The organism is Chryseobacterium jejuense, assembly GCF_900100075.1.
Taxonomy (GTDB): Bacteria; Bacteroidota; Bacteroidia; order Flavobacteriales; family Weeksellaceae; genus Chryseobacterium; species Chryseobacterium jejuense.
Map to the genome: position 1 here is coordinate 492,063 of NZ_FNEG01000001.1, position 16,774 is coordinate 508,836.

Here is a 16,774-nt window from a genome sequence, read left to right on the forward strand (position 1 = left end):
ACGTGCTAAAATACCCACAATCATCTGTGTACATCTGAGAAAATCTTTGGTTAAAGATAAAAATTAGGATTATTTCACTTATTATTTACCCTATATCGTAAAATGAAGTCCCTACCATTTTCATATTCAGCAGGATTAACATAAGAGATAACGCCAATATCAGACTCTAAAATTTCTTTAAGCTTATTGAAATAGGTTTGCATAATTTCCTCGGTGGTATCCATTGTGAGACTAATGATTAACTTATCATCATCAGTAATGTTGGCTCCAATCATTATTTTGTAAGGATTACTATCATATTTATTCCAAAGGAAGGTTTGATCTAAAGCTTTATTTTTGATAAAATAATTGATCATTTCATCTTCTGTTTTAAAAATGTAATTTTCGTTATTCGGTGGAAAAGTATAACCAGGATTTAGCTTTTCATAGTTAGGAAGAAATATGTTCAAAACTAAATCAATTATAGTTTTTGATTTTTGTCCTGCATAGACCTGACAGATTATATTCCTAACTATTTCCATTTTAATAAAACATTATTTCTACAAATATATAACACAAATATAGTATTTAAAATACCCACAATCATCTGTGTTCATCTGAGAAAATCAGTGGTTAAAAATAAAAAATGAGCTGTTTTTATCTCAAAAACAGCTCATTTTAATATAATTATAAAAAAATCGGATTAATCATTGTTGGTTACAGAAAGCTTAACCTCAATATTGTTTCTCGTTGCATTAGAATAAGGACAAATCTGATGTGCTTTCTCCGTTAAAGATTGAGCTTCTTCAATAGAAACTCCAGGGATATTAACGTCCAGTTCCACAGCCAAACCAAAACCTCCGTTTTCAATCTGTCCTATGCTTACCTGAGCAGCAACCGTAGTTTCACCGGTTTTAACTTTACCCAAGCTGATTACTCTGTTTAAAGCACTATCGAAACATGCAGAATATCCGGCAGCAAAAAGCATTTCAGGATTCGTGAAATCATCATTAGCTCCACCTAATGCTTTCGGCATTTTTACTTCAAGATTCAACACTCCGTTTTCACTTTTTACATGACCATTTCTTCCGCCAGTAGCAGTGACTTTTGTTGTATATAATGTTTTCATTATTTTTCTATTTTGTTTAGTATTTTTAAAACTGTTTCTTTGAGCTCCAACAGTTCTTCAGGTTTTATCCCGATCTTTTCCTGGATCTTACCCGGAATTTCACAGGCCTTTTTCTGAAGCTGTTTTCCGGCTTCAGCTAGAAATACTTCAACAACTCTTTCGTCCTCTTTTTTACGTTTTCTTATGATAAATCCTTTTGTCTCCAGTCTTTTGAGAAGGGGAGTTAATGTTCCACTATCCAGAAAAAGCTTTTCTCCAATATGGCTTACTGTAAGTCCATCACTGTTCCATAGTACCATCATTACAAGGTATTGTGGGTAAGTGATATCCAGTTCATCAAGAAAAGGACGGTATAATCCGGTGATTTCTTTAGCGATGACATATAATGGGAAACAGATCTGGTTTTCTAGTTTGGGTGTATTTGAATGTTCCATAAGATTGAGTACGAAAGATTCGTGAAGGTATTACTTTTTAATGATAAACTCATCCATTGGAATACGGACTTTTTTCATAGAAGACAACCAGTCATTGGCTTCGTCGCGGTATCCAAGGTATAAAAGACTTACGCTCTTTAAGCCTAATTCTTTTAATCCCAGTACTTCATCTACCACTTCATTGCTGAACCCTTCTGCCGGAGTACTGTCAATTTTAAGTTCTGCAGCCTGAGCAAGAGCAATTCCTAATGCAATATAAGTCTGGCGGGCAGTGTGTGCAAAGTGCTGTTCAGGGGTTTGCGCTCCGTACATCTCTTTGATTTTATCTGTATAACTTCCAAAACGTCCTCTTGGAAGATCTCTTACATCAGTATGATGGTCGTATACTTTGTCAATTTTTTCATTAGAATAACTATCCCAAGCAGCAAATACCAAAACATGAGAAGAATCTCTCATTACTTCAGGGTTTAAGGCTCCAGCCACCATCTTGTCTTTTAATTCCTGACTTTCCACTACAATAATACGGAAAGGCTGCAATCCTGATGATGTAGGGGCTAACCTTGATGCTTCTAAAATGGTATTTAAATCTTCTTGTGAAACTTTTTTAGTGGGATCATATGCTTTTACTGCGTGTCTCCAATTAAGGTCTTCTATTAATGACATTTTCTTTTTATTTTAAGTTAAACTATTTAATGATTATTGATTTTCAAATTTTATTTTGTGATCATTTAACTATGCAAATATACAAGCAATTAAATTGTGTGCAATTTAATTTTGAAAGATTTTATTGATGACTATTATTTATTTTATAAAAAAGAATGGAGATCGTTTTTTTCAGCATGATTCGGATTTTTTTCCATCACAGGTATTCCAATCTTTGCTATAGAATTTTAAAACTAAAAACAATGCAGAGATTTAAAAACAAAACAGTAATTATTACAGGCGGAACTAACGGAATGGGTTTGGCTACTGCTCAGAAATTCATAGAAGAAGGTGGGAGAGTTATTATCACCGGTCGAAGTGAAGAAACGGTTAATAATGCTTTGGAGAAATTGGGAGAAAATGCTTTTGGAATTATTTCCGATGCAGGAAATATGAAAGATTTATTGAATTTACAGCAAGAGGTTAGAAAATACACAGAACACATTGATGTTATTTTTGCCAATGCAGGCTATGGAAAATTTGCTCCTGTTGAAAATGTAGAAGAGAGTCTTTTTGATGAACTCTTTAATGTATTGGTAAAAGGTCCTTTTTTCACTGTTCAGCAGTTACTTCCATTGATGAAAACAGGAAGTTCAGTTATTTTTAATACTTCTGTTGCTACAGAGATTGCCATGAACAGCTTTTCGGTGTATTCTGCAGCAAAATCAGCGGTGCAGTCGTTTATTAAAACGTTTGCCGTAGAACTTACAGAACGTGGGATTCGGGTAAATGGAGTAAGTCCGGGACATATCAAAACCAATATTTTTAATAATACAGGCTTGGAACCAGAGCAAATTGAAGCTGCTGTTGAAGGTATTATTCCGACAATACCTTTTAAAAGACAGGGGGATCCTAAGGAAATTGCCAACGTAGTTCTGTTCCTTGCATCAGAAGAGGCTTCTTATATTCATGGTGCTGAAATCAAGGTAGATGCCGGAATTTCTGTAATAAGATCATAGATTGAGACCTGGCAAAGATTACTTCACCTCATTGATTTGTTTAATCATATTGGTTTTACTTTCAATACCAATATTGTAGGTTTTGCCATTTTTAAAACTCAGATTAACCTTTTCCATTAATGTTTTATAGTCAGAAGATTTTTTTGACAGGTAAAAGACCTGAGCACTTATTCCTATGGCTACACGCACAACTTCTTCCGGTTTATCAGGATCTTCAAGGATATTGTTAATCGTAGCATTATTATACCAGGTTAATTTCTGGGATTCAGAATTAGAAGAACAGGATGTAATCATGGTAAACAGTAATAATATATAAGTCCAGACTTTCATAATAATAAGTGTTGAGTAAAAAGCTCCTGCAATATAAAAATAAATGCAGGAGCTCTATAAAAATTTAGTTAGAATCCGCAATGTGCAGTACTAGGTACTGAAGCAAAACAGCCTGAAAGAGCCGAGAATGCTGTTAATGTACAATTGGTATTAACCAGATTGTTATCATATAATAAAGATCCTGCTGGATTTCTATAGTAAACATTTCCTGCTGTATTAGCATAAGAAGAAACAGAAGTAGAACCACAAGTAGAGTTGGTGCATGCAGCTCTCCATGCCGTATCAGTGATAGGACCTGTTGAGTTTAGAGAAGGATCTATAATTCTTTTTTCCACTACTCCGGAAGCATTTTTAAAGCTTACAAGAATGGCAACATGATAAACCCAAGATACGCAGCAAGTACCCGTAGAAGCTCTTAAGTTTCCATATACGAATTGTTTTTCACACTCATATCCGGCATTGTTTAAGATCTGTCTCATTTTGTGGGCTCTTGCATAACATCCATCTACAGGAAATCTGAAAGTAATACATGGAGAAGATGCTGTAGAAGTTCCACAAGATTGATTTTTGATCTGCGTAAATAAACTGTTTAAAGTCGCCAAGTCAGGAATAACACTGGCTAATTTTCTGTCTGCGCTGCCTTCTGTTTTTATTTCTTTAGTTAAAACAGATTTAAAGAAACGGATATCCTCCAGTGTAGGGCTTTCTACTTTCGCAATTTCATTGGAATTGGCTTTAAGGAAAATATGAACCGGAGATTCATTTTTTACAGCCTCGCTAATCATAGAAATAAAAGCTTCATTTTCTTTAGTGTCTTTAATTTCATAAGGCTGGGCCGAAAGGATAAAGGAAACTCTATATTTTCCGTCTTCTTTATCAAGTCCTACAGGAACAGTTCTTCCGAACTCTTTCATGGCAACCTCTTTAGATTGCGGATTTACAGTTTCCTGATTCGCATTGGAATCTGAACAGGAGTTGATGGACAGTACTGATACAAATACCATCAACGATAGCAAAATTTTTTTCATAGTTCTCATATTTTGGTGGTTATGATTTTTCTAAATAGTATTTCATTTATTCACTATTTAGTGATAATAAAATTATGAAAAATTCAAATATCTGCAAGTAATTTTTTCAAAAAATAATTAATATTTGAAAATTGTTCACAAAAAAATCCCTATACATCAACTGTATAGGGATTATGATATTTAAAATTTATTTTTATTTGTAAATCAATTCGGCTTGGAATACATCTGCAAAATGTTTTCTGATTTTTGCTTTTATATCTTCCATTTCTTGAGGAGTCAGTTCTCTTTCAAGCTCTCTTTTTAAAGAAGTAACCTGTTTATCCTTAATTCCACATGGAACGATGTATTCAAAGTAGCGCATATCTGTATTTACATTCAATGCAAAACCATGTAAAGTTACCCATCGGGAAGCTTTTACTCCCATTGCGCAGATTTTTCTGGCATAAGGTTTCCCAACATCCAGCCAAACACCGGTTTCTCCCGGGGAACGTTCTCCTTTAAGCCCATATTCTCCAATAGTTCTGATGATTACCTCTTCAAGATTTCTCATATACAAATGAATATCTGTGAAGAAGTTTTCAAGATCCAGAACAGGGTAACCCACAATCTGACCATAGCCATGGTAAGTAATATCTCCACCACGATTCACTTTTACGAAAGTGGCTTCAATTTCCTTTAATTTATCAATTCCGGCCAGCATATTTTCTTCGTGTCCGCTTTTTCCTAAGGTGTATACATGAGGATGTTCTACAAGAAGAAGATGGTTCGAAGTGGTGATATGCTGCTCTGCGGGTAGATCTCGGTTCTTTATTTTGGTATCAATAATATCTTTCATCAGTTTTTCCTGATAGTCCCAAGCGGGCTGATATTCTTTAACTCCTAAATCTTCAAATTCTACTGCTTTATTTTGATTTGTATTCATTTCAATTTTTGATATACAAATTTAGTGAATTTTAAGCTTTTATGGAATGGATAAAATCTATGGCACTTTTCTTCCAATCTTTATCCTGAAGTAAAACATTCACAAAGGCTGTTCCGATGATTCCGCCATCTGCTTTTTCTGTTACATTTTCAAAATCTTCTTTTGATTTTATTCCGAAACCGATCATTACAGGGTTTTTAAGAGGAAGATCAGCTAATCGTGTAAGATAGTTTTCATTCTTTAAAACAGTACTTTCGTTTCCGGTAGTGGAGGATGAACTTACCGCATACAAGAATCCTGAACTTAATGAATCTAAATACTGTATTCTTTCATCTGAAGTTTCCGGAGTCACCAGAAATGTAAAATTAAGATTGTACTTTTTCAGAATATGCTGATATTTTTTCTCAAATTCAATAGGTGGAAGATCAGGAAGAATAAGCCCTGAAACTCCACTTTCCGAACATTCTTTACAGAACTTTTCAAATCCAAAGCTCAATACAGGATTGATGTATCCCATTAAAATTATTGGAACTTTTATTTCATTTTTTATGGTTTTTAACTGGGAAAAAAGTTTTTCGATAGTCATTCCATTTTGAAGGGCCAGTTCATGGGCTTTTTGAATCACAGGGCCGTCTGCTACGGGATCAGAATACGGCATTCCAATTTCAATCATGTCTGCTCCGGAATCCTGAATAAGTTGTATAATATCTGTAGTATCTTCCAGTTGTGGGATCCCTGCGGTGAAGTATATATTTAGTTTCTTCATTTCTTTATGGTATAATATATAATGTACAATGCTGTACAAATAGAATAATAAATGATATCGTTTATAAATTTTTAAGGTAAGTTTCCATATCCTTATCTCCGCGGCCACTTAAACATATCACAACAATATCATCTTCGTTGAATTTCTTCTTGTCTAAAACAGCCAAAGCATGAGAACTTTCCAAAGCAGGAATAATTCCTTCTAATTTCGTCAGTTCAAAAGCACATTTCAGAGCTTCATCATCATTGATGCTGAAAAATTCAGCTCTTTTTTCCTGAAATAAGTTGGCATGGAAAGGTCCTATTCCCGGATAATCAAGTCCGGCAGAGATAGAATGTGGTTCAATAACCTGCCCATCTGCGGTTTGCATTACAAGGCTTTTGCTTCCATGAAGAACTCCAAGCGTTCCTAAAAATGTAGTAGCGGCAGACTTTCCAGAGTCAACACCAAGTCCTCCGGCTTCGGCAGCAATGATTTTTACCTCTTTTTCATCTACAAAATGGTAAAATGTTCCGGCAGCATTACTTCCACCTCCTACACAGGCAATCACATAATCAGGATTTTCTCTTCCGATTTTCTCATGAAGCTGTTCTTTGATCTCCTTTGAAATAATGCTTTGAAATCTTGCTACAAGGTCCGGGAAAGGGTGAGGTCCAACCACACTTCCAATCACATAATGGGTAGTGATAGGGTTATTAATCCAATCTCTTAAAGCTTCATTTACAGCATCTTTCAATGTTTTTGATCCTGAAGTAGCAGCTATAACTTCTGCACCTAACATTTTCATTCGAGCCACATTCGGGGCCTGTCTTTGAATATCAATTTCACCCATATAAACAATACATTCAAGACCAAGCAATGCACAGGCAGTTGCAGTAGCCACACCATGCTGTCCAGCTCCGGTTTCTGCAATAATTCTTGTTTTTCCAAGACGTTTTGCCAGAAGAACCTGTCCTAATGCATTATTGATTTTATGAGCTCCGGTATGGTTAAGATCTTCGCGTTTTAAATAGATCTGGGTATTGTATTTTTTACTTAAATTTTTTGCAAAGTACAACGGAGTTGCTCTGCCTACATAATTTTTAAGCAGATCCTGATATTCATTCTGAAAATCTTCGGATTCAATGATTTCAAGATAATTTTTTTGCAGTTCTTCTACATTCGGATAAAGCATTTCGGGGATAAAAGCTCCTCCAAATTCTCCATAATATCCGTGTTCATCAGGGTTTTTATAATTCATTTCTTTATTCTTTAGTAATTAAATAAGCGTTATGTTGTGTACTCAATCTACTGAGTTGTTCTTTTTCTTTTTGAGAGACATTAAAAATTAAAATATCATCATCATCCGAATTGATCCATTCAGAATCTGCATGTTCTTTAATAGCTTTTGCTTTGTTATACAGGATTTCAATATTGCATTTCTCATAAAATGGACGAAGATCGGTGTGGCAGAAACCAATTGTTTCCAGATTTCTTTGGGTAACATTTTCTTTAAATTTCTCTACCAATATTGCTCCATATCCTTTTTGCTTATGAGCAGCAACCAGTCCTACAGTTTCTGCAAAGGCATATTGATTTCCGGAAATCTCCAATATAAAATCAAAATTGAGACGGAGAACTGCCAGAATCTCTGATTGCGAATCCAACAGAAAATGAAACTCCGAATCTTTAAAAAAAGTATGGAAATAAGACGGTTTCATGGTGTTCCATGCGGAAACATCCCAAAGATGGAGGATATGTTCAATATCGCTGTCTGTTAATTCGCTGGTTTGTTTAATTTGGTATTTCACGAGTTTTTAATAATAATCAAAGTTAATAAAAGAGTCCCGAAGGGATGATGTAACCATAGCAAAGGATGAAATCCTTAGCTATAATCATTGTATCTAATCCCATAAAAATTTTTCATCATATTCCATTTTATGTTTTTGCAATATCTCCACAAGTTCATTTTTAAAATCCTGTTTTTGATGATGCTGGCGTTGATGTATAATATATTTGGTCACAATATGAATATCTTTTTCACCCACAGAAAATGCACCGTAACCATCCTGCCAAAAGAAATTCTCGTATTTCTTGCCTTTTGTTTTTATCCATTTAGAAGAATGCGCCTTTATCTCCTGAACCAATTTCATTAATGCAATCTTCCTGGACAATCTACAAAGAATATGAATATGATTATCTGTTCCTCCAATCTGTAATGCATAGCTTTCAAAATCTTTACATAATGTGGCGATGTAGGCATACAATTCTTTTTCTATGTTTTCATCTATAAAATCGTTCCGATATTTTGTACTGAATACGATGTGGATGTAATTTTTGACTAATGATTGTGGCATTTGTGTGTTTTTTTGGTGGTTGATATTAATTGGACGGTGTCCAATTTTGGGTTAAATCGTCCCGTTGGGACTCATAGGGATGATGGTTTTAAATTTTTTAATTCTGTTGACATCTTTATCGCCTGGGGCTATTTCAAATTTTGAATTAATATCTAAGGCAAAAGGTTTTTGCTTTAATGTCTCAATATTTTTGATGTTCTCTTCTGAAATACCACCACTTAAAAAATAGGGGAGAGGAATTTGAAATTCATTTAGCAGATTCCAGTCAAATTGTTGTCCTGTTCCTCCAAATGCCTTGCTGTCTGTATCAAACAGATAGTAGGAAATAGGTAGTAGGTTCTGAACTTCAGGGTTGTTACTGAAAGTCTGGGTTATTTTCCTTTTATTTTCAGAGGTGTCATTTCCGATTCTGATCACCTTGATTATTTTGATGTCAGGACCTAGCAGTTTCTTTAATTCAATAATAGAACTATCATCTTCATCGCCGTGTAACTGAATCAGACTAAGTTTTGCTTTTTCAGCTATTTTAACAATGGTTTCAATTTTTTCGTTGACAAAAACCCCAACTTTTCCCTGATGATTAATCTGTGCAATATCTTCCAGACTCAAATGATTCAGAACATATCTTGGCGATTTTTCGTAAAAAATAAAGCCTAATAAATCTATATTCATGGCTATTAATTCCTGAATCTGATCTGGTTTTGTCAGGCCACAGACTTTGAGCGCAGAAGAGATATTATTGGTTGGTTGCTGATTCATAGGAGTTGATTGAGAAGTGACGATATAGATTTTTAATAATGCAGAGAACTATTTGTTTTCAAATTTTCAAATTGACTCATTTTCAAATTAGTAAAGAAAACTCCTCAAATGCTTTTGCAGGATCTGTATTCCTCATAAAATATTCTCCCATCAGAAAGCCATCAAAACCTTTTTCCTTTAAGAATTTAAAATCTTCAAGACTATAGATTCCACTTTCTGCAACAGATAAAGTGTCTTTAGGAAGTTGATCTTTTAGCTGAACGGAATGTTGTAAATCCACTTTAAAATCCTTCAGGTTTCTGTTATTAATTCCAACCAGATCGATATTAGAATTAAAATGTTTCAGTTCTTCTTCGGTATGAATTTCCAATAAAACTTCCAGATCCAGTTCATGAGCCAGTTCTGTGAATTCTTGAACCTGATGAGGAGAAAGACACGAAGCAATCAGTAAAATAACATCTGCTCCCATACTTTTAGCTTCATAAAACTGGTATTCATCAATCATAAAGTCTTTTCTCAGAATAGGAATGTTGATGTGTTTTCTTACATTCAGAATATCTTCTACACTTCCGCCAAAAAAATCTTGATCGGTGAGAATGGAAATTCCACTGGCTCCAAAATTTTCATAAGCTGAAGTAACTTCCAAAGGCTGAACATTGTTATTGATGATTCCTTTAGATGGAGATTGTCTTTTAAACTCAGCAATAATTCCGCTTTTGTTTCTAATGGATTCTTTCAACGAAGAGTTCTTTCTTCCAAAAAACTCAGAGTTTTTCAGTTGATCAATAGAAATAGCTGCTTTTGAAACAGCAACTTCTTCTTTTTTTCTTTCAATAATTTTATCTAGTATGGTCATGCGTTAAGATTAACAATTAGAATGTTGTGAGATAACTTTCAATTCTTAATTAATTAGAAGGTCGAATGTTTTTAATGCTTTTCCACTTTCCAGGCTTTCTTGAGCCAATAGCAAACAATCATCATATGTTCCGAATTTATGAGTATGGTAAAGGGCTACAGAAGCATTGGCCAATACTACTGAGTTTTGCTGTTCAGTTCCTTTTCCTTCCAGAATATTCATAAAGATTTTTGCAGTTTCTTTGGTCGTATCTCCCGCTTTAATATCCTCTAAGGTTACAGGATTGAAGCCTAAATCTTCTGCAGAATAGATTTCTTCACCTTTTTTAGTAATGATTTTGCTGTCGTGGGTAAGGCTGATCTCATCATAACCATCCAATCCGTGTACTAAAATAAATTCCTGTTCTTCTTTTTGTAAAAGGTATTGATAGATTCTTGCAATTTCCAGGTTGTACACTCCAATCATGGAATATTGAGGTTTTGCAGGATTCACCAAAGGACCAAGAAGATTAAAGAAGGTTCTTAACCCTAGTGATTTTCTCAATAATCCAACTGATTGAAGAGCAGGGTGGAAGTAAGGGGCATGTAAAAAGCAGATATTGGCTCTTTCAAGGTCTTCATTCAGCTGTTCTGAGCTGTTCTTGAACTGATACCCCAATTCTTCCAGTACATTAGATGAACCTGTAGTAGTTGAAGCCCCATAATTTCCATGTTTTGTTACCTTCTGCCCGGCTCCGGCCACCACAAAGCTGGCCAATGTTGATATATTGATTGTGTTTTTTCCGTCACCTCCTGTTCCAACAATATCAATGGCATCGCTGGCATCAATATGTATAGGAACAGCCATTTGCAACAGTGCTTCTCTAAAGCCTTCGAGTTCTTTCAACGTGATATTTCGCATTAAGAAAACACTGATGAAAGCTGTTACTTCTGCTGCATTGAACTTATTCTGTGCAATTTCAATCATCATGGCCTTTGCCTCAGACTTCGACAAAGTATTGTGATTGAACATATATTGCAAAATTTCTTTCATTTGAGGAGTTTTTATGGTTGATGGATCTTGTGTTGTTGTCATATTGTACTTGCTTCATTAAATGGTAATCAATGGTTTTTCCAATTGATTTTTACTGATTTAAAAAGTTTCGGATGATTACTTCTCCATCAGGAGTTAAAATGCTTTCCGGGTGAAACTGTACCCCATGTACATCATAGGTTTTATGTTGAAGAGCCATAATCATCCCATCTTTATCAACGGCTGTAATTTCCAATTCATCAGGGAAATTTTCAGGATTAACAGCCCAGCTGTGGTATCTTCCAACTTCAATTCCTGATGCTAAATCTTTGAAAAGTTTAGTGTTTTCCTTCACTAAATCAGTTGTAGTAGCTACTCCATGGAAGATTTCGGACAGGTTGATAAGGTTTCCACCAAAAGCTTCTGCAATGGCCTGTTGTCCTAAACATACTCCTAAAATACTTTTAGTGGGAGCATATTCTTTAATCAATTCCAATAAAATTCCAGCTTCTTCCGGAATTCCAGGGCCTGGAGAAAGGATGATCTTATCGTATTGTCCAATTTCTTCCAGAGTGATTTGATCGTTTCTTACCACATCCACTTTCTGGTTCAAAATTCTTTCGATGATCTGGACAAGGTTGTAAGTGAAACTGTCATAGTTATCAAAAACAAGAACTTTTACCGGTGATTGCTGAGCGTTTATATTGTTGTTCATTTCTTTTGTTTGTAGGATTAATGTGTTGAGAGTTGATGAATTTTTTATTTTTCTACTATTTTTTCTGCTTTCTCAACTGCTTTTTTAAGAGCATTTAATTTGTTATTCACTTCCTGAAGTTCACTTTCAGGGACAGATTTTGCAACAAGACCAGCTCCTGCTTGATAATACAATGTATTGTTTTTGCTTAAAAAGGTTCTGATCATAATAGCCTGATTACAGGTTCCGTTTAAACCTACTATACCAATACATCCTCCATAATATCCACGGGAATCTTTTTCATATTGATTGATAAGTTGAAGGGCTTTATGTTTAGGCGCGCCGCTTAAAGTTCCCTGAGGGAAGGTCGCGGAGATCATGTCAAGAGGATTAATTTGCTCTGGAAGATCAGCGGTTACTTCACTTACCATGTGGATCACGTGAGAGAAAAGCTGAATTTCTTTTAGCTTGGTAACAGTTACGTTTTTTCCCAGTTTCCCAAGGTCGTTACGGGCAAGGTCTACCAGCATGGTATGTTCTGCATTTTCCTTCGGATCATTTTTTAATACTTCAATGGCTTGAAGATCAACCTCAAGGTTTCCTGTTCTTTTAGACGTTCCGGCAATCGGATGGATTATCGCTTTGTTGTCCTTGATGATTAACTGGCTTTCAGGGCTTGATCCGAATAATTTGTAGTTTCCATAATCAAAATAAAACAGGTATGGGGAAGGGTTGATATTTCTTAAAGCACGGTATACATTAAACTCGTCACCTTTGAATTTCTGTTCGAATCTTCTGCTCAACACCAATTGGAATACATCACCTCTCATGCAGTGTCTCTGAGCGGTTTTTACCAGTTCGATATAATCTTCATCAGTAATATTTGAAGTTTCCTGACCATCTTTTTCAAACGGATACACCGGAGTATTTTGGTTTTTGATGAGGTTTTCTAAAAGATGAAGTTCAGATTTCACCCCTTCCATTTGGTTTTCAATAATATGCATTTCATCATTGAAGTGATTGATGGCAATTACATATTGGTATAATCTGTATCTGAGGATCGGAATTTCTACTTCCGGGCTTTGTGCTTTTAAATTGATATTTTCAAAAAACTGTACCGCTTCAAAACTTGTATATCCAAAAAGACTTTGTGCAGTCTGTTCAATAGGGTCATTGGTTTTTTCACAGTCAAACACATTACGAAAATCTTCAAATATGTCTGTGATATTGCGCTCCATAATGAATTGCTTTGCAGGAGCAGTGTCAGGGAATTTAATCTCAAACTCATTTAAATTTTTCACTTCAATTCCTGCAACAGCATTGATAGCTATAAAAGAAAAATTATTGTCAATACTCTTTGAATCGGAGCTTTCCAGAAGAATAGTATCTCTGAATTTATCTCTGATCTTAAGATAAATATTCATTGGAGTATGAAGATCCCCAAGAGTTTTTTTCGAAACGGTTTTTATTTTGATTTTCTGTGTAAACATCTGCTGTTTTATTTTTTAGATTTTAGGAATAAAAAAAAGGCTTTAACGGAATCCGTCAAAGCCTTGTATATTGTTTTGTTTAAATCTGATGCTGGGTTAGCAACATGACAATACCTTCAGACCCGACGAAGAGTTTGAAAGCCACCACCAAATATTGTTGCTCATTGTAAACATGTGACAAATGTAGAAATTTTTTTAATACAAAAAATAAAAAATTCAAAAAAAATAAAAAACTTACTATTGAAACTGCTTTATTTCAATTGTTTAAGCTCTTCTTTGAGCTCTTCAAGCTTCATTTTATAATTTTCATCGTCATAAGATGCGGTATAAGCTTCTAAAGCTACAATATACTCTGCAATAAACACTTTATTGGTTCTGTCTGCTTCATATTTAATTCTTGCTGAGTTTACCGGGGCTAATTTGGAGTATTTAATGAGAGCTTTTCCTTCTTCGGATTCGTTATAAAGTATTACAATGTTTTTTTCATATCCAGGAATATATTTTACAGGAAAGCTTATTTCTGTTCGTGGAATTCTGATCGCATTTTCAATGGGATAAATTGATGCAGAGGTCGTAGAAAAGAAGGTTGAAATATACTTTCCATCCTGTTTTTTAACCACTGCTTCATAATCGTGGATGTACATTTCATTCAACGTAGAATTGGTTTCTACATCAGAAGTGATGATTGCGGTGCTCTCCACACCATATTTATTGAGAAACCATGCATTCAGAAACTGTCCACAAAGCCCATTTAAAATAGATAAAGGAAGAGCAAGAACCAAAAACCAGATTTTTCTAGTGAGATAAGATAATGATCCCAAAATCAGGAAAAGAAGGATCACAGTGTAAAAACCATGATGGCTGGTGAAAAATAGTATTTTCGAGATTAAAACCATATCCTAAATTTTATAGCGATTTCTTTGATATAAAGCTAGTTTAAACTTATCAAAAAAATATAAAAGAAGTAATGTTTATTTACGTCTCTGAATAACTTAGGTCTATAAAGGTTTTCTCGAGCATTCAACATCAGGGTTTAGCAAAATTCTGATTTAATGATTTTAATAAACCCTGTTTTTATGACTTAATGTACAGGTTCAGACAGAGGAATATCAATGGCTCCGCTGTAAAACACAATTAAAGTAGCTCCTTTATCTCCGGTTTTGCCTCTATGAGCGATATTAACCATTTCGGGAAGAACCTGTCCTTTTTTTACCCACTGGGTTTTACCATCTTCTTTTCTTTCTATCTGGATTTCCCCTTTTTCAACATAAGCAGCATTAATAACGGGATGTTTATGCCAGTCTAATGCTTTGTTGGGCGGAACGGAGATTTTAAGAATAGAGATTTCCGGCTGTCCGGTCGGGTAGTTGGTATACAGGGTACCATCCCAAGATTTTGTGGTTTTTAATAACGTTACGGATTCAATTTTGTCTGAATATTCTGATTTGGGTTGCTCATCATCAGAGTCATCACAAGATAGAGAGAAGGAAAGTAGAGCCAATAAAATGGCTGTTCTGAATACATTTTTTTGAGTCATACATTTTAGATTATTAGTTTGTATTTGATGGGATCTGTTATACAAAAATAATAAGCTAATTTAAATTATCCCTATTGTTTGAATTATTTTTTTATCAAAAAGATGAAACATCCAAACTCTAAAAATATTCTTTAAAGAAAACATTTGTCATAAGCTGAAACGTTTATTTTTTATATTTTTGCTTTCAAATTAGAAAAAAATGAAAAAAGTATTCGCAATCGCATTTATTGGAGGTTTATTATTAGCAAGCTGCTCTAAAAAGGCAGATCACTCATTACAGGACAGCAACACTATGCTTGAAGAGCCGGCAGCAACTACCGTTGCAGATTCTACTGCTAAGCCTGCTGCTCCAGCTGCTGTAACTCCAGCTCCTGAAGCTGCTAAAACAGATTCTACAGCGAAGAAATAATGAAAAACTTATTTTTGGCGGGAACTTTAGGTCTTCTGATCGTTTCCTGTTCTAAAAAAGAAAATACAACAGAGGTGGCGTCTTCAGATGCTGCACCAGTGTCCGCACCAGCTCAGTCCAATCTTTCCGGTGATCAAATCATGGAAACATTGGATTGTTCGGGGTGTCACTCTGTTAATGAAAGAATGATAGGACCTTCTTATCAGGAAATCGCGGCTAAATATTCCGATAAGGATATTGAATTGCTGGCTTCCAAGATCATAGAAGGCGGTAGTGGAGTTTGGGGCGGAGTCCCTATGGCTGCTCATCCACAGGTATCTAAAGAAGATGCTAAAAAAATGGTGGAGTATATTTTAAGCCAGAAAAAATAAAAGATGTCCACAGAAAAATCCAGTCTGCACACAAGAAATCTGCATCGTAATCCCTATGATTTTGATCTGCTTATTTCTTGTGTGCCAGAACTGAAACATTATGTCTTTGTGAATGTTCATGGGACAAAAACTATTAATTTCAGCATTCCTGAGGCTGTAAAATTACTCAACAAGGCCTTACTTCTTCATTTTTATAATGTTAAGGATTGGGATATTCCTGATACTAATTTGTGTCCACCCATTCCGGGACGGGCAGATTATGTACATTATATTGCCGACTTGCTAGCTGAACAGAAAGGTGAAACCCCTACAGGAAATTCTGTAAAAGGATTGGATATTGGAGTAGGAGCTAATCTTGTTTATCCTTTAATTGCTCATCAATCTTATGGCTGGAAGATGCTCGGGACAGATGTTAATGAAGATTCTCTAAAAAATGCCCAGCATATTCTGGATCAAAATCCAGACTTGTTATCAGCCATTCAATTACAGCATCAAACTAATGTCAATCATATATTCAAAGGTATCATAGCTTCTGAAGACCGGTTTACATTTTCTATGTGCAATCCTCCTTTTCATGATTCAAAAGAATCTATGATAAAAGGAAATCTTCGGAAAACCAAGAATTTAAGTAAAGGAAAGGATCGAAAAACGGTACTTAATTTTGGTGGACAGCAATCAGAATTATGGTGTGAAGGCGGAGAACTTGCATTCATAACCAATATGATTCATGAAAGTGTTCAATATTCATCCCAGGTTCTTTGGTTTACCTGTCTGGTTTCTAAAAAGGATAATCTTTATAAATTGACTACCCTTTTAAAGAAGGTAAAAGCATTAGAATTTAAAACTATTGATATGGCCCAGGGACAGAAAGTAAGCCGAATATTGGCCTGGACATTTGTTCCTAAACAGAAACGAACCGAATGGTTTAGTAGGAAATAGCGCTTTTGAATGTAAAGTTTGTGATTTAAGTTTTGTTTGGGTCTGGAATTATTCGGAACACTTAAACCAAACCGTCAAAAATTCTTTGAATTTTCGCCACCCCTCTAGAAGAGGGGAATGATG

Annotated in this window: 22 protein-coding genes; 4 read left to right on the top strand and 18 right to left on the bottom strand. The window is 35.0% G+C overall.

Annotation, left to right across the window (positions count from 1 at the left end; all coding sequences use genetic code 11):
* Nucleotides 1-74: 74 nt before the first annotated feature.
* The 4 genes from BLS98_RS02155 to BLS98_RS02170 form a co-directional block, all read right to left on the bottom strand.
* On the bottom strand, nt 75-521 hold the full coding sequence (locus BLS98_RS02155) for a hypothetical protein (protein WP_089733140.1): 447 nt from the start codon (nt 519-521) through the stop codon (nt 75-77).
* A 161-nt stretch (nt 522-682) separates the two neighbouring features.
* Nucleotides 683-1,108: an organic hydroperoxide resistance protein gene (locus tag BLS98_RS02160; RefSeq protein ID WP_089733142.1), complete on the bottom strand. Its 426-nt coding sequence runs from the start codon at nt 1,106-1,108 to the stop codon at nt 683-685.
* Complete coding sequence (locus BLS98_RS02165) at nt 1,108-1,542, bottom strand: MarR family winged helix-turn-helix transcriptional regulator (protein WP_089733145.1); 435 nt, start codon at nt 1,540-1,542, stop codon at nt 1,108-1,110. The genes BLS98_RS02160 and BLS98_RS02165 overlap by 1 nt, the downstream gene beginning before the upstream one ends.
* A gap of 30 nt (nt 1,543-1,572) precedes the next feature.
* Nucleotides 1,573-2,205 (bottom strand): NAD(P)H-dependent oxidoreductase, encoded by a 633-nt coding sequence (locus BLS98_RS02170; protein ID WP_089733147.1) that lies wholly within the window; start codon nt 2,203-2,205, stop codon nt 1,573-1,575.
* Between the two features lie 242 nt (nt 2,206-2,447).
* Here BLS98_RS02170 and BLS98_RS02175 point away from each other — a divergent pair, with 242 nt between their 5' ends.
* Complete coding sequence (locus BLS98_RS02175; protein WP_089733149.1) at nt 2,448-3,203, top strand: SDR family oxidoreductase; 756 nt, start codon at nt 2,448-2,450, stop codon at nt 3,201-3,203.
* Between the two features lie 18 nt (nt 3,204-3,221).
* Here the strand turns inward: BLS98_RS02175 and BLS98_RS02180 are convergent, their stop codons facing one another.
* From BLS98_RS02180 to BLS98_RS02245, 14 genes are all read right to left on the bottom strand, one after another.
* Complete coding sequence (locus BLS98_RS02180; protein ID WP_089733150.1) at nt 3,222-3,533, bottom strand: hypothetical protein; 312 nt, start codon at nt 3,531-3,533, stop codon at nt 3,222-3,224.
* Nucleotides 3,534-3,601: 68 nt separating this feature from the next.
* A complete protein-coding gene (locus BLS98_RS02185) occupies nt 3,602-4,561 on the bottom strand; it encodes a protein-glutamine glutaminase (protein ID WP_139166064.1) in 960 nt (319 codons plus the stop codon).
* A 193-nt stretch (nt 4,562-4,754) separates the two neighbouring features.
* On the bottom strand, nt 4,755-5,483 hold the full coding sequence (gene lipB / locus BLS98_RS02190; protein WP_089733154.1) for a lipoyl(octanoyl) transferase LipB: 729 nt from the start codon (nt 5,481-5,483) through the stop codon (nt 4,755-4,757).
* 31 nt (nt 5,484-5,514) lie between these two features.
* The gene (gene trpA, locus BLS98_RS02195) at nt 5,515-6,249 is read right to left on the bottom strand and encodes a tryptophan synthase subunit alpha (RefSeq protein WP_089733156.1); all 735 of its coding nucleotides are present in this window, start codon (nt 6,247-6,249) and stop codon (nt 5,515-5,517) included.
* A gap of 61 nt (nt 6,250-6,310) precedes the next feature.
* Nucleotides 6,311-7,489 carry a tryptophan synthase subunit beta gene (gene trpB, locus BLS98_RS02200; protein ID WP_089733158.1) on the bottom strand — a complete coding sequence of 393 codons (1,179 nt, stop codon included), beginning with the start codon at nt 7,487-7,489 and terminating at the stop codon, nt 6,311-6,313.
* Nucleotides 7,490-7,493: 4 nt separating this feature from the next.
* Nucleotides 7,494-8,039, bottom strand: a complete 546-nt coding sequence (locus tag BLS98_RS02205; protein ID WP_089733160.1) for a GNAT family N-acetyltransferase — start codon at nt 8,037-8,039, stop codon at nt 7,494-7,496.
* Nucleotides 8,040-8,132: 93 nt separating this feature from the next.
* The gene (gene tnpA / locus BLS98_RS02210; protein WP_089733163.1) at nt 8,133-8,585 is read right to left on the bottom strand and encodes an IS200/IS605 family transposase; all 453 of its coding nucleotides are present in this window, start codon (nt 8,583-8,585) and stop codon (nt 8,133-8,135) included.
* A 51-nt stretch (nt 8,586-8,636) separates the two neighbouring features.
* Nucleotides 8,637-9,344: a phosphoribosylanthranilate isomerase gene (locus tag BLS98_RS02215; protein ID WP_089733165.1), complete on the bottom strand. Its 708-nt coding sequence runs from the start codon at nt 9,342-9,344 to the stop codon at nt 8,637-8,639.
* An 82-nt stretch (nt 9,345-9,426) separates the two neighbouring features.
* The gene (gene trpC, locus BLS98_RS02220; protein WP_089733166.1) at nt 9,427-10,200 is read right to left on the bottom strand and encodes an indole-3-glycerol phosphate synthase TrpC; all 774 of its coding nucleotides are present in this window, start codon (nt 10,198-10,200) and stop codon (nt 9,427-9,429) included.
* Nucleotides 10,201-10,245: 45 nt separating this feature from the next.
* Nucleotides 10,246-11,232 (bottom strand): anthranilate phosphoribosyltransferase, encoded by a 987-nt coding sequence (gene trpD / locus BLS98_RS02225; RefSeq protein WP_089734401.1) that lies wholly within the window; start codon nt 11,230-11,232, stop codon nt 10,246-10,248.
* Between the two features lie 91 nt (nt 11,233-11,323).
* A complete protein-coding gene (locus BLS98_RS02230) occupies nt 11,324-11,926 on the bottom strand; it encodes an anthranilate synthase component II (RefSeq protein WP_089733168.1) in 603 nt (200 codons plus the stop codon).
* 44 nt (nt 11,927-11,970) lie between these two features.
* On the bottom strand, nt 11,971-13,395 hold the full coding sequence (locus tag BLS98_RS02235) for an anthranilate synthase component I family protein (RefSeq protein WP_089733170.1): 1,425 nt from the start codon (nt 13,393-13,395) through the stop codon (nt 11,971-11,973).
* A gap of 251 nt (nt 13,396-13,646) precedes the next feature.
* Nucleotides 13,647-14,291: a hypothetical protein gene (locus BLS98_RS02240; protein ID WP_089733172.1), complete on the bottom strand. Its 645-nt coding sequence runs from the start codon at nt 14,289-14,291 to the stop codon at nt 13,647-13,649.
* A gap of 185 nt (nt 14,292-14,476) precedes the next feature.
* Complete coding sequence (locus BLS98_RS02245; protein WP_089733174.1) at nt 14,477-14,932, bottom strand: cupin domain-containing protein; 456 nt, start codon at nt 14,930-14,932, stop codon at nt 14,477-14,479.
* Nucleotides 14,933-15,131: 199 nt separating this feature from the next.
* On the opposite strand from BLS98_RS02245, the gene BLS98_RS02250 reads away from it, so the two are divergent.
* The 3 genes from BLS98_RS02250 to rlmF are packed head-to-tail and all read left to right on the top strand — an operon-like array spanning nt 15,132 to nt 16,651.
* A complete protein-coding gene (locus tag BLS98_RS02250) occupies nt 15,132-15,341 on the top strand; it encodes a hypothetical protein (protein ID WP_089733176.1) in 210 nt (69 codons plus the stop codon).
* Nucleotides 15,341-15,712, top strand: a complete 372-nt coding sequence (locus tag BLS98_RS02255; RefSeq protein WP_089733177.1) for a c-type cytochrome — start codon at nt 15,341-15,343, stop codon at nt 15,710-15,712. Before BLS98_RS02250 ends, BLS98_RS02255 begins: the two co-directional genes overlap by 1 nt.
* 3 nt (nt 15,713-15,715) lie before the next feature.
* Nucleotides 15,716-16,651: a 23S rRNA (adenine(1618)-N(6))-methyltransferase RlmF gene (gene rlmF, locus BLS98_RS02260; RefSeq protein ID WP_089733178.1), complete on the top strand. Its 936-nt coding sequence runs from the start codon at nt 15,716-15,718 to the stop codon at nt 16,649-16,651.
* Nucleotides 16,652-16,774: the final 123 nt, after the last annotated feature.